The sequence below is a fragment of the Bradyrhizobium sp. BWC-3-1 genome (assembly GCF_032917965.1).
Classification (GTDB): domain Bacteria; phylum Pseudomonadota; class Alphaproteobacteria; order Rhizobiales; family Xanthobacteraceae; genus Bradyrhizobium; species Bradyrhizobium canariense_D.
The window spans coordinates 7,006,706-7,018,714 of the sequence record NZ_CP136625.1; the positions used below are offsets into that span (position 1 = coordinate 7,006,706).

The following is a 12,009-nucleotide window of genomic DNA, read 5'->3' on the forward strand; positions in this document are numbered from 1 at the left end:
GCCGCGCTCCTACGCCTTCTGCGCGTCCATCACCTTGCGCACGGCGGGGCGGTCGGACATGCGCTTGAAATGATCGGCGATCTTCGGCGTCGCGTTGATGTCGACGCTGTCGCCTTCGAGCCAGGTCGACAGGGTGTAGAGATAAGGATCGCAGATCGTGAACTGCTCGCCCATCACCCAGGGCCCCTTGTACATCTTCTGCTCGATCAGGGCGAAGCAGGCCCCCATGGTCTTCGGGATCATCGCCTTCATGTCGGCGAACGAGCTTTCTTCGCTCGCCCAGCGTGCGCCGCGCATTTTGTGGGCATGATTGATGTGCACGGTCGAGCAGAGGTAGGAGTTGAACGACTGCACTTGGGCGAAGTCGAAGGGATCGTCGAGCGGCGCGAGCTTGGCCTTGGGGAAGGTCTGCGCGAGATAAGCCAGCATCGCCGGGGTCTCGGTCAGGACGCCGCGATCGGTCACCAGCGCGGGGACGCGGCCTTTCGGGTTGATCGCGAGGTACTCCACGCTGTTCTGCTGGTTGTCCTTGAAGCTCAGCCGCTCCGCCGCGTAGTCGGCGCCGGCTTCTTCCAGGGTGATGTAGGTGGCGAGCGCGCAGGTGCCGGTGGCGTAGTAGAGCTTGAGCATGTCGGACCTCATGGGAAAGCCGGAAGGTAACGGCTGCGGGCCCCGAGGTCCATAGCACGAACCTCTCTTCGCAGTTGCCCACCGGCGCCCGGCTGTGCCAAGACGCCCCGAGTTGGAGGGGCTTTCCCATGACCGTACTCATCGCCGGTGGCGGCATCGGCGGGCTGACGCTTGCACTCAGCCTGCACGGAATCGGCATTCCCGTAAAAGTGTTCGAGAGCGTCGCCGAACTGCGGCCGCTCGGCGTCGGCATCAACGTGCTGCCGCATGCGGTGCGCGAGCTGATCGAGCTCGGGTTGATGGACAAGCTCGATGCCAGCGGCGTGCGCACCCGCGAGCTTGCCTATTTCTCCAAGCACGGCAAGCCGATCTGGAGCGAGCCGCGCGGGCTGGAGGCCGGCTATAAATGGCCGCAGTTTTCGATCCATCGCGGCACGCTCCAGCAATTGCTGCTCGACACCGCCATCGAGCGCCTCGGCCGCGACAACATCCTCACCAGCCATCATCTTACCGGCTGGAGCGAAACCGCCGACGGCGTGCGCGCCGATTTCGTCGACAAGGCCACCGGCAAGGCCGCGGGGACTTACGACGGCACGATCCTGATCGCCGCGGACGGCATCCATTCCGCCGCGCGAGAAAAACTCTATCCCGACGAAGGCCCGCCGATCTGGAACGGCCGCATCCTCTGGCGCGGCGTCACGCCCGCAAAAGCCTTCCTCAGCGGCCGCACCATGATCATGGCCGGTCACGAGATCCTGAAATTCGTCTGCTATCCGATCTCGAAGGAACCGGACGCCGCGGGCAACCATCTGATCAACTGGGTTGCCGAGCGCCACATGCCGCCGACCTATCAATGGCGGCGCGAGGACTATAACCGCACCGCGCGGCTGGAGGAGTTCTTACCCTGGTTCGAGAGCTGGCAGTTCGACTGGCTCGACGTGCCCGGCCTGATCAAGAACTGCCCGCACGCCTATGAATATCCGCTGGTCGATCGCGATCCGGTGTCGCAATGGACTTTCGGCCGCGTCACGCTGATGGGCGACGCCGCACATCCAATGTATCCGATCGGATCCAACGGCGCCTCGCAGGCGATCCTCGATGCGCGCACCATCACGCGCGAGATCCTGGCGCACGGCCCGACGCAAGCGGCCCTGCTCGCCTATGAGGCCGAGCGGCGGCCTGCAACCACCAGTCTCGTCCTGCTCAACCGCAAGAACGGCCCCGAGCAGGTGATGCAGCTGGTCGAGGAGCGCGCGCCCGACGGCTACAAGGTCGTCACTGACGTGCTGTCGCAACAGGAGCTCGAGGATGTTGCCGCCAACTACAAGCGCGTCGCCGGCTTCCAGGTGGAAGCGCTGAATGCGAAGCCGCCGATCGTGAGCAAGGACGCGCGCGCGACGAAATGAGTATTCGCACGAAGCGAGACGCACGTTGATGCGCCCGCGCCCCTTGCGGGAGAGGGCAGCGACGCCGGTAGACGCAAGCTCACTCGGGTGAGGGGTCTGTCTCCGCGAGTCTAACTCTCATTTGAACTCGCCGAGACAAACCCCTCATCCGGCGCTTCGCGCCACCTTCTCCCGCAAGGGGAGAAGGAAAAAAGACTGCGCGGCAGCTATTTGCCCACCACCCTCGCCGCCTCCAGCAGCCGCTCGCTCGCCGTCGCCGTCGCCAGCAGCGTTCCGTCCTCTGCCATCAGCTTTGCCTCGACGAACGCAATCGTCCTGCCGAGCTGCGTCACCTTGGCCTCGCCGATGATCGGTCCGGGCTTTGCGGGCGCCAGGAAATTCACGGTCATGCTGATGGTGGTGGTGTAGAGCCTGCCCTCGCTCATCACCAGCACGGCGGGGCCCATCGTGTCGTCGAGCATGGCCGAGAGCATGCCGCCCTGGATGAAGCCGGCCGGATTGCAGAACTCCGGCTTGCCGTCGAAGGCGAGCTTGATCCAGCCTTCCCTGGGTCGGGCATCGAGCAGGCGCCACCCCAATAGCTCGGCACAGGGCGGCCTGGGAAAGTTGTCGAGCGCGGTCTTGATCATGCGAGCCTCCGTTGCCTACCACAGCTAACGCAGGCCTGCTGCCAGCATCTTGTCAGCAGGATGGGCTGCTAGGGTCCAATCCATGCGCAATCACCTTACGCATGACGTTGGGCAATGCTTCATCGGCGAGCGTGGCGATCGGCACCCAGCGCATGCTGGCGGGTGCCCGCGTCCGCGCTTCCACCCTCGCCGTGTAGACCACCAGTTCCAGCGGAAAATGCGTGAAGACGTGGGTGACCACGCCGACCTTGCGCTGCCAGCGCGACAGCCCCTTCAACTCGGGCGCCTGCCGTTTTGCCTTGGCGTCGTCCTGCCCGGCCAGCCAGTCCGACCCCGGTACTTCGGTCATGCCGCCGAGCAACCCCTTTTCGGGACGGGTGCGGACGAGAAGCTCGTCGCCGCGCGTGACAACGAAAGCGGCGCCGCGCCGTAGCGCGCCGCTCTTCTTCGCGGCCTTGCGCGGAAACGTGTCCTGCGTTCCCAGCGCGCGCGCCGTGCAGCCCTCGTTCAGCGGGCATAGCGAGCAGGCCGGCTTTTTCGGCGTGCAGATCGAGGCGCCCAGATCCATCAGCGCCTGCGCGCTATCACCGGCGCGAGAATCGGCAAGCAGCGTCGCAGCCAACTCCTGAATCAGCGGCTTGGCCTGCGGGAGCTCTTCCTCAACTGCAAAGAGCCGCGAGACCACGCGCTCGATATTGCCGTCGACCGGCATGGTGCGTCGATCGAACGCTATCGCCGCGATCGCTGCCGCCGTATAGGGCCCGACGCCCGGCAGCGCGCGCAGACGCACTTCGGTGTCGGGAAAGGTGCCGCCATGCTCGCGCGTCACCGCGACCGCGCAGGCATGGAGATTACGGGCGCGAGAATAATAGCCCAGCCCGGCCCACATCCGCAGCACGTCCTCCTGCGAGGCCCGTCCGAGCGCGGTGACATCAGGCCAGCGCGAGACGAATTTTTCGAAATAGGGCCCGACCGCCTTCACTGTGGTCTGCTGCAGCATGATCTCGGACAGCCAGACGCGGTAAGGGTCGGATGCTTCGCCGGGCGGAGCCCGCCAGGGTAATCGGCGGCGGTGGCGGTCATACCATTGGAGCAGCGCGAGCGGACGCGATGGGGTCTCCGGCGGAACTGGTTCCGATTTCGCCTTGAGGGCGGATTTGGGGCTCATGTCCGCACTGTAACGGCAATGCGTCGATCTCTCCACGTCGTGCCCACGCTTGTCGCGGGCATCCACGTTTTTCTTCGCGGTGAAGAGCCTGCGGCCGACGCCCCGGAGTGCTATAAGGTCCCATGTCCAAGCTTCGACCCATCAAACCCGGTCCCATCAGCGCCAAGCCGCTATCGCTCCTGCTCAACGACGTCTTTGCCGAGGCCTATGCCAAGCAGGGATTTGCCGCGCGCGAGCTGGTGACGCGATGGGCGCAGATTGCCGGGCCGGAGATCGCGGCGCACGCCGAGCCGCTCAAGATGCAATGGCCGCGGCCGGTCGAGGGTCAGCCGCAGGAGCCGGCGACGCTGGTGCTGCGGGTCGAGGGGCCGATGGCGCTCGAGATCCAGCACTCCGCCGATGTGATCCTGCAGCGGGTCAACCGCTTCTTCGGCTGGAGCGCGGTCGGCAAGCTGGCCTTTCGCCAGGCTCCGCTATCACGCGCCCGCCGGCCGACCCGGCCCGGCCCGCCGGACGCCAAATCGGTGGCCGAGGTGGCTGAGCGCCTGGGCGATATCGAAGATGAACAATTGAAGTCGGCGCTGGCGCGCCTCGGGGCCGCCATCAAGCGAAATTGAGCCTTATTCTGCGGCCAAACTGGACCTGTCCTTGCCGCTCGCCATTGCCTCAAACGACGTTTCAAGCTAGCGACAGGCCGTCTGAATGGGAATTCGGGCGAGACCACGCCAATCCGGGAGCCGACCTTGATCATCACCCGCCGCGCCTTCACCTCGATGCTGTCGCTGACCGGGCTTGCCGCGCTCGCCGGGTTCTCTCCGCTGCGATTCATCTCCGATGCCATGATCCCTGAAGCCATGGCGCAGGCAGCGGCTGGTGACGTGGCCAAACCGGTGTCGCTGCCCGACATGGCGCTGGGCCCGAAGGACGCCGCCGTCACCATCACCGAATACGCCTCGATGACCTGCCCGCATTGCGCGGCCTTCAATGAGCAAGTGTTTCCCAAGATCAAGTCGGAATACATCGACACCGGCAAGGTGCGTTACGTCTTCCGCGAGTTCCCGCTCGACATCAAAGCCGCCGCCGGTTCGATGCTGTCGCGCTGCATCGCCAATGGCGACGCGCCGAAATACTTTGCCGTCACCGACATGCTGTTCCGCCAGCAGAACGATTGGGTGGTGAAGAACACCACGGAGACCCTGACCCGGATCGGCAAGCAGGCCGGTCTCACGCAGCAGCAGGTCGAGGCCTGCCTGAAGGACCAGGCCCTGCTCGACAAGATCGCCGCCGACCAGAAATATGCCAGCGACGTTCTGAAGGTCGATTCGACGCCGACGTTCTTCGTCAACGGCGAGAAGATCAAGGGCGAGACCTCGTTCGAGGAATTCGCCAAGAAGATCAATCCGCTGCTGAAGAGCTGATTCGCACGGCACAATCCTGATTCGCATCTCGATAGCCGTATCTTTCCCGGCACAAATCCCTTGGGAAAAGAGGCTTTCGCCGGTTGCCCTCGCAGCGCACCGCGGCCATTGTCCAGCCGCATGAGGCGCTTCGCGCGACTCGCCCGGATACCGACATTGCCTTCCATGGTATTGTCCCGGCAGGGGGATTCGCGCCTGCCAACAGAGATGCGTGCTTATGAAAATCACCCGCCTGCGCCTTCACGGCTTCAAGTCCTTCGTTGAGGCCACCGACTTCGTCATCGAGCCCGGCCTGACCGGCGTGGTCGGGCCCAACGGCTGCGGCAAGTCGAATCTGGTCGAGGCGCTGCGCTGGGCGATGGGCGAGACCTCCTACAAGTCGCTGCGCGCCGCCGACATGGACGCGGTGATCTTCGCCGGCTCCGGCAATCGCCCCGCGCGCAACCACGCCGAAGTGACGATGACGATCGACAATTCCGATCGCACAGCGCCGGCGGCGATGAACGACAGCCAGCTTCTGGAAATTTCCCGCCGCATCGAGCGCGAAGCCGGTTCGGTCTACCGCATCAACGGCCGCGACGTGCGCGCCCGCGACGTGCAGATTCTGTTCGCCGACGCCGCCACCGGCGCGCGCTCGCCGGCCCTGGTCCACCAGGGCAAGATCGGCGAGATCATTCAGGCCAAGCCCGAGCAGCGCCGCCGCGTGCTGGAAGACGCCGCCGGCGTCGCCGGCCTGCACGCCCGCCGCCACGAAGCCGAGCTGCGGCTCAAGGCGGCCGAAACCAATCTCACCCGCGTCGAGGACGTGATCGGCCAGCTCGCGGGGCAAATGGAAGGCCTCAAGAAGCAGGCCCGCCAGGCCGTGCGCTATCGCGAAGTTGCGGCCAAGGTCCGCAAGGCCGAAGCAACCCTGTTCCATCTGCGCTGGATCGGCGCCCATGCCGACGTCGACGAATCCGGCCAGACCCACGATCTCGCGGTCCGCGAGATGGCCGAGCGGACCCAGCACCAGGCCGAGGCCGCCCGCATCCAGGCGATTCGCGCCGCCGAAATGCCGGCGCTGCGCGATGCCGAAGCGCGCGCCGCAGCGGGGCTGCAGCGCCTGACCAACGCCCGCGAGCTGCTCGATCGCGAGGAAGAGCGCGCCAAGGAGCGCGTCGCGGAACTCGAGCGGCGCCTCGCGCAGTTCGAAGGCGACATCTCGCGCGCCCAGCAGCAGACCATGGACGCCGATATCGCGCTGCAGCGCCTCGACGCCGAAGATGCCGAGCTGAAGGAAGAGATCAAGTCGCGCGTTGAGAAGCGCTCCGGCGTCGACGAGCGTGTCGCCGAAGCCGAGGCGGTGCTGACCGAAACCGAGCAGCAGTTCGCCGAGCTCACCACCGCGCTCGCAGACCTCACCGCCAAGCGCAACCAACTCGAAGCCAACGTTCGCACCCACCGCGACAAGCTCGCCCGGCTCGACCAGGAGATTTCGAACGTCGCGGCGGAAGAGCAGAAGCTCACCGAGGAGACCGGCGGCTTCGGCGATCTCGACGAGCTGACCGCGACGGTCGAGAGCGCCGAGCAGACGCTGGCGGCCTCGGAAGCCGCCGCTCAGGCCAGCGAAGCCGCGCACGTCGCCGCGCGGCAGACGCTGGAATCCTCGCGCTCGCCGCTGGTCGAAGCCGACAAGCGCGTGCAGCGGCTCGATACCGAGGCGCGCACGATCTCCAAGATCCTCAACGGCGAGACCAAGAATTTGTGGCCGCCGATCATCGACGGCATCACCGTCGACAAGGGATTTGAAAAGGCGATCGGCGCAGCCCTTGGGGACGATCTGGACGCCCCGGTCGATCCGTCCGCGCCGATGCGCTGGACCAATGCCGGCGTCACCGACGGCGATCCGGAACTGCCCGAAGGCGTCGTGCCTCTCGCCAGCCACGTGCAGGCCCCGGCCGAGCTGACCCGCCGCCTGGCGCAGATCGGCGTGGTGCCGCGCGAGCGCGGCGCCGAGCTGGTCTCGCAGCTCAAGACCGGCCAGCGGCTGGTCTCGCCCGAAGGCGACGTCTGGCGCTGGGACGGTTTTGTCGCAGCCGCCCACGCGCCGACCGGCGCAGCAAGGCGGCTTGCCGAGCGCGCCCGCCTCATCGACATCGAGAACGAGCTGGAGCAGGCCCGCATCGACGCGCAGATCAAGCGTCAGGCGCTGGAGAACGCCGAGGCCGAGCTGCAGATGGCCGCCAGCACCGAAGGTGCGAGCCGCGGAGCCTGGCGCGCTGCGCAGCGCGAACTCAACGTCGCGCGCGAGCGCCATGCCACGGTCGAGCGCGAGATCAGCCGCCACGCTGCACGCAAGGCGACGCTGTCGGAAGCGCACAGCCGTCTGGCCGCCGACCGCGCCGAGGCCGAAGCCGCCTACGAATACGCCGAAGCCGGGATCTTCGAGCTGCCGTCGAGCGAGGACACCGAAACCCGTCTCGCCGCTGTCCGCAGCGACATCGAAGGTCATCGTCGCATGGCCGCCCAGGTCCGGGCCGAGGCACAGGCGCTGGCGCGCGAAGCCGAGCTGGCCGACCGCCGCGTGCAGGCGATCCTCGCCGAACGCACCGAGTGGCAGAACCGCAAGGAGAGCGCGGCCTCCCACATCGACACCATCCAGGCGCGCATCGCCGAAGTCTCAATCGAGCGCAGCGATCTCGAGAACGCGCCGGCCGTGTTCGCGGAGAAGCGCAGCGCGCTGATCACCGAGATCGAATATGCCGAAAACGACCGCCGCATGGCCGCCGACGCGCTCGCCAGCGCGGAAACCGCGATGGCCGAAACCGATCGCGTCGCCAAGCTGACGCTCGAGGCGCTGTCGAGCTCGCGCGAGGCCACCGCCCGCGCCGAGGAGCGCATGGAAAGCGCGCGGCGCAGGCTCGATGACATCGAGCGCGAGATCCGCGACATGCTCGAAGTCGAGCCGCAGGCCGTTGCCGGGCTCGCCGAGATCGAGCCCGGCGCCGAGCTGCCGCCGCTGCACGACATCGAGGAAGACCTCGAAAAGATGCGCCGCGATCGCGAGCGCCTGGGCGCGGTCAATTTGCGCGCCGAGGAAGAGCTGCGCGAGGTCGAGACCCAGCATAATGGTCTGGTCACCGAGCGCGACGACCTCGTCGAGGCCATCAAGCGGTTGCGCCAGGGTATCCAGAGCCTCAACAAGGAAGCTCGCGAGCGGCTCCTGACCTCGTTCGAGGTCGTCAACAACCACTTCAAGCGCCTGTTCGTCGAGCTGTTCGGTGGCGGCGAAGCCGCGTTGCATTTGATCGAGAGCGATGACCCTCTTGAAGCCGGCCTCGAAATCATCGCCAAGCCGCCGGGCAAGAAGCCGCAGACGCTATCGCTGCTCTCCGGCGGTGAGCAGGCGCTGACCGCGATGGCGCTGATCTTCGCGGTGTTCCTCACCAATCCCTCGCCGATCTGCGTGCTGGACGAAGTCGACGCGCCGCTCGACGACCACAACGTCGAGCGCTATTGCAACCTGTTGCACGAGATGACCGCCTCGACCGACACGCGCTTCATCATCATCACCCACAACCCGATCACGATGGCGAGGATGAACCGCCTGTTCGGCGTCACCATGGCCGAACGCGGGGTCTCGCAACTGGTGTCGGTGAACCTGCAAGAGGCGGTGGACATTCTCGACCAGAACGTGGCGTGAGTCCGCTCCCGTCACGCACCCATTGACGTCGTCATCCGCGCAAGCGGATGATGACCACGAATGATGATCTCACCCACCCTCCCCGCCGAACTGAAAGCGGCCCTCGACGGCAAGCTCCAGGGGTTCTCGCGCACCGACGCTGCGCAGCGATCGCAGAAAATCTCGACCACCTATCGTGCAGGGGGCGGCTCCGGCACGATCAAGTCCGAGGCCGATGCGCTCGCCTATGCGCTCGCGAGGATGCCGGCGACCTACGCTGCGGTGGCGGCAAGTCTGAATGCGCTGACCGAGGTCGCACCGGACCTCGGTCCGGAAACGCTGCTCGACGTCGGCGCAGGTCCGGGCACCGCGAGCTGGGCCGCTGCGGAAGCTTTTCCGTCGCTGCAATCCTTCACCCTGCTCGATGCCAACGCCACGCTGAGCCGTCTCGCGCTCGAACTGGCGCGCGACAGCACGCGTCTGGCGAATTGCCGCTATCTGCCGGGCGATGCCGGCGCGAACCTCGCTGAGGTTTCGCAAGCCGATCTCGTCGTCGCGAGCTATGTCATCGGCGAGCTCAGCGAGGGCGATCAACGCAAGCTCGCGGAAGCGATGTGGGCGAAAGCGCGCCACGTGCTGGTCGTGATCGAGCCCGGCACGCCCGCCGGCTACGCCCGCATCCTCACCTTGCGCCAGCAACTGATCGCGGCGGGCGCCTATGTCGCCGCACCCTGCCCGCACGAAAAGCCGTGTCCGCTGACGGCGCCCGACTGGTGCCATTTCTCCCAGCGCTTGCCGCGCTCGCAGGCTCACCGCCAAATCAAGGGCGCCGAGGTGCCGTTCGAGGACGAGCGATTCATCTACGTGGCGCTAACCCGTAGGCCTCCCGCCACCCGCGCCGCGCGCGTGTTGGCGCCGCCGGATCTCGGCAAGGCCGAGATCACGGCAAAGCTCTGCACCGAGCAAGGCGTCGAACTCGCCAAGGTCCCACGGCGGGACAAGGTCGCCTATGCAAGCGCCCGCCGCTGGCGCTGGGGTGATGCCATCCTGTCCGAAAGTTAACCTGCTCCGGCGCTTTCGCCTTGAACTCGGATAGTCCCTCATCCGACCAAGGCTTACCTCTCGTCTGTACCGGGCTCTCGCTCGGCGCCAATTTGGTCTACCCTAGCGCCCGCCTTCTTCCCCCTTCAGGAGTTCTCCATGTCGACCGGCTGGATCGTTCTCGGCGTTATCGTCGTCCTCGTGTTCTTTGCCTTCGCCGCCTACAATCGGCTGGTGGCGCTGGGCCAGCGCGTCGGCCAGGCCTTTGCCGACGTCGACGTGCAGCTCAAGCAGCGCCACGATCTGATCCCGAACCTGGTCGAGACGGTGAAGGGCTATGCCTCGCATGAGCGCGGCACGCTCGACGACGTCATCAAGGCGCGCAATTCGGCGATGTCGGCGCAGGGACCGGCGCAGGTGTCCGCGGCCGAGACCCAGCTCTCCGGCGCGCTCGGCCGACTGATCGCGCTGTCGGAGGCCTATCCCGACCTCAAGGCCAACGCCAATTTCCAGCAGCTCGCCAGCGAGCTGTCCGATCTCGAGAACAAGATCGCGGCCAGCCGACGCTTCTTCAACAGCGCGGTCCAGGAATACAACACCGGCATCCAGCAGATGCCGGCAGCCTTGTTCGCCGGCATGTTCGGCTTCACCAAAAAGGACTTCTTCGATCTCGGCGCCAGCCGCACCGAGGTCGAGGCCACGCCGCAGGTGAAATTCTGAGTTGAGCCGATAGGCCGGCAGGGCATCGCGTCATGGCCGCGTATGGTCTCTACACGCACATCGCCTCGAACAAGTTTCGTTCGATGCTCCTGCTCGCCGGTCTGTTCGCGCTGGTCTACGTGCTGGTCTATGCCGGCGCGCTGATCGCCGAAGTCGTCATCAATGGCGACGAGACCGTCCTCCATTATCTGAGACGCGCCTTCTATGATCTGAAAGTCGCCGCACCGGTTGCGACCGTCGTGGCAGCGACCTGGATCGTGATCGCCTATTTCTTCCACCAGTCGATGATCGATGCGGTGACCGGCGGCCACGACGTCACCCGGCAGGAGCAGCCGCGGCTCTATAATCTGCTTGAAAATCTTTGCATCTCGCGCGGCATCACGATGCCGAAGCTGAAGATCATGGAAAGCCCGGCGCTGAACGCGTTCGCGACCGGCCTCAACCCGCGGCAATATTCGGTCACCGTCACCACCGGTCTCCTCAATGCGCTGGACGACCAGGAAATCGAGGCGGTGCTGGGTCACGAGCTGACCCATATCAAGAACGGCGACGTGCAGCTCATGGTGGTCGCCGTCATCATCGCGGGCGTGGTCGGATTCTTCGGCGAACTGTTCTTCCGCCTGTTCACGAATTTCAGCTGGAGCTCCGGCTCCGGCGGCTCGTGGTCGTCGGGCTCCTCCTCGTCACGATCGTCCTCGTCGTCGAACGACAGCAAGAGTTCGGGCGGCGGCGCGGTGATCGTCATCATCATCGCGGTCGTGCTGATCGTGGTGGCCTGGCTGTTGTCTCAGGTGGTGAAGCTCGCGCTGTCGCGCTCGCGCGAATATCTCGCGGACGCAGGCTCCGTCGAGCTGACGAAAAATCCGGACGCCATGATCTCGGCACTGCGCAAGATCGAGAACCGCGGCGAGCTGCCGGGCGCAACCTCGGCAGTGATGGAGCTCTGCGTCGACAATCCGCGCGAGGGTTTTGCCGATTTGTTCGCGACCCACCCCTCGGTGCAGTCGCGAGTCGACGCGTTGGTCAAGTTCGCCGGCGGCCATGATCCCGGCCCGCTGCCGCTTTCCGCCGACGAGGCCGAGGAGCCAGACACGCAAGCCGACCAGCAGGGCGTCCGACCGCCACCGCGCCAGGGGCCCTGGAACGACGTAGGCGGCGCGGCCAGTCCGCCGCCCCTGCCCGCACCCAGCTCCGCCGGAACCGCCAGCAGCAACCCGATAGGCAATCGAGTAAGCAATCCCTTGGGCAATTCCTTGGGTCCTTGGGGCCGCCATTGAGCGTGATTTGACGCCATGCCCGGCAGGATTCGTCGTGCTTGGGAAAAACCTCGGGAATT

Annotated in this window: 10 protein-coding genes; 7 read left to right on the forward strand and 3 right to left on the reverse strand. The window is 65.9% G+C overall.

Annotation, left to right across the window (positions count from 1 at the left end; genetic code table 11):
• Nucleotides 1–9: 9 nt before the first annotated feature.
• A complete protein-coding gene (locus RX329_RS33790; RefSeq protein ID WP_085352629.1) occupies nt 10–630 on the reverse strand; it encodes a glutathione S-transferase family protein in 621 nt (206 codons plus the stop codon).
• Between the two features lie 128 nt (nt 631–758).
• Between RX329_RS33790 and RX329_RS33795 the strand changes: the two genes are divergently transcribed.
• The gene (locus RX329_RS33795; protein WP_204513843.1) at nt 759–2,036 is read left to right on the forward strand and encodes a flavin-dependent oxidoreductase; all 1,278 of its coding nucleotides are present in this window, start codon (nt 759–761) and stop codon (nt 2,034–2,036) included.
• Nucleotides 2,037–2,242: 206 nt separating this feature from the next.
• Here RX329_RS33795 and RX329_RS33800 read toward each other — a convergent pair whose 3' ends face one another.
• Both RX329_RS33800 and mutY read right to left on the reverse strand, forming a co-directional pair.
• Complete coding sequence (locus RX329_RS33800; RefSeq protein WP_247385556.1) at nt 2,243–2,665, reverse strand: PaaI family thioesterase; 423 nt, start codon at nt 2,663–2,665, stop codon at nt 2,243–2,245.
• 52 nt (nt 2,666–2,717) lie between these two features.
• Nucleotides 2,718–3,833 carry an A/G-specific adenine glycosylase gene (gene mutY, locus RX329_RS33805; RefSeq protein ID WP_018454928.1) on the reverse strand — a complete coding sequence of 372 codons (1,116 nt, stop codon included), beginning with the start codon at nt 3,831–3,833 and terminating at the stop codon, nt 2,718–2,720.
• A gap of 122 nt (nt 3,834–3,955) precedes the next feature.
• Here mutY and RX329_RS33810 point away from each other — a divergent pair, with 122 nt between their 5' ends.
• The 6 genes from RX329_RS33810 (at nt 3,956) to RX329_RS33835 (ending at nt 11,950) form a co-directional block, all read left to right on the forward strand.
• The gene (locus RX329_RS33810; RefSeq protein ID WP_018454929.1) at nt 3,956–4,450 is read left to right on the forward strand and encodes a DUF721 domain-containing protein; all 495 of its coding nucleotides are present in this window, start codon (nt 3,956–3,958) and stop codon (nt 4,448–4,450) included.
• 126 nt (nt 4,451–4,576) lie between these two features.
• Nucleotides 4,577–5,251, forward strand: coding sequence for a DsbA family protein (locus tag RX329_RS33815; RefSeq protein ID WP_018454930.1), 675 nt, complete (start codon nt 4,577–4,579; stop codon nt 5,249–5,251).
• Nucleotides 5,252–5,468: 217 nt separating this feature from the next.
• The gene (smc, locus tag RX329_RS33820; protein ID WP_247299551.1) at nt 5,469–8,933 is read left to right on the forward strand and encodes a chromosome segregation protein SMC; all 3,465 of its coding nucleotides are present in this window, start codon (nt 5,469–5,471) and stop codon (nt 8,931–8,933) included.
• A gap of 60 nt (nt 8,934–8,993) precedes the next feature.
• Nucleotides 8,994–9,974, forward strand: coding sequence for a small ribosomal subunit Rsm22 family protein (locus RX329_RS33825; protein WP_018454932.1), 981 nt, complete (start codon nt 8,994–8,996; stop codon nt 9,972–9,974).
• A 138-nt stretch (nt 9,975–10,112) separates the two neighbouring features.
• Entirely contained in the window at nt 10,113–10,673 is a 561-nt protein-coding gene (locus RX329_RS33830; RefSeq protein WP_085352637.1) for a LemA family protein, read from the forward strand.
• A gap of 32 nt (nt 10,674–10,705) precedes the next feature.
• Nucleotides 10,706–11,950 carry a M48 family metallopeptidase gene (locus tag RX329_RS33835; protein WP_317244902.1) on the forward strand — a complete coding sequence of 415 codons (1,245 nt, stop codon included), beginning with the start codon at nt 10,706–10,708 and terminating at the stop codon, nt 11,948–11,950.
• Nucleotides 11,951–12,009: the final 59 nt, after the last annotated feature.

Coding starts and splice junctions, on each gene's coding strand:
- RX329_RS33810 (WP_018454929.1), top strand. CDS start 3,956: ATGTCCAAGCTTCGACCCATCAAACCCGGTCCCATCAGCGCCAAGCCG.
- RX329_RS33830 (WP_085352637.1), top strand. CDS start 10,113: ATGTCGACCGGCTGGATCGTTCTCGGCGTTATCGTCGTCCTCGTGTTC.
- mutY (WP_018454928.1), bottom strand. CDS start 3,833: ATGAGCCCCAAATCCGCCCTCAAGGCGAAATCGGAACCAGTTCCGCCG.
- RX329_RS33825 (WP_018454932.1), top strand. CDS start 8,994: ATGATGATCTCACCCACCCTCCCCGCCGAACTGAAAGCGGCCCTCGAC.
- RX329_RS33800 (WP_247385556.1), bottom strand. CDS start 2,665: ATGATCAAGACCGCGCTCGACAACTTTCCCAGGCCGCCCTGTGCCGAG.
- RX329_RS33835 (WP_317244902.1), top strand. CDS start 10,706: ATGGCCGCGTATGGTCTCTACACGCACATCGCCTCGAACAAGTTTCGT.
- RX329_RS33790 (WP_085352629.1), bottom strand. CDS start 630: ATGCTCAAGCTCTACTACGCCACCGGCACCTGCGCGCTCGCCACCTAC.
- smc (WP_247299551.1), top strand. CDS start 5,469: ATGAAAATCACCCGCCTGCGCCTTCACGGCTTCAAGTCCTTCGTTGAG.
- RX329_RS33795 (WP_204513843.1), top strand. CDS start 759: ATGACCGTACTCATCGCCGGTGGCGGCATCGGCGGGCTGACGCTTGCA.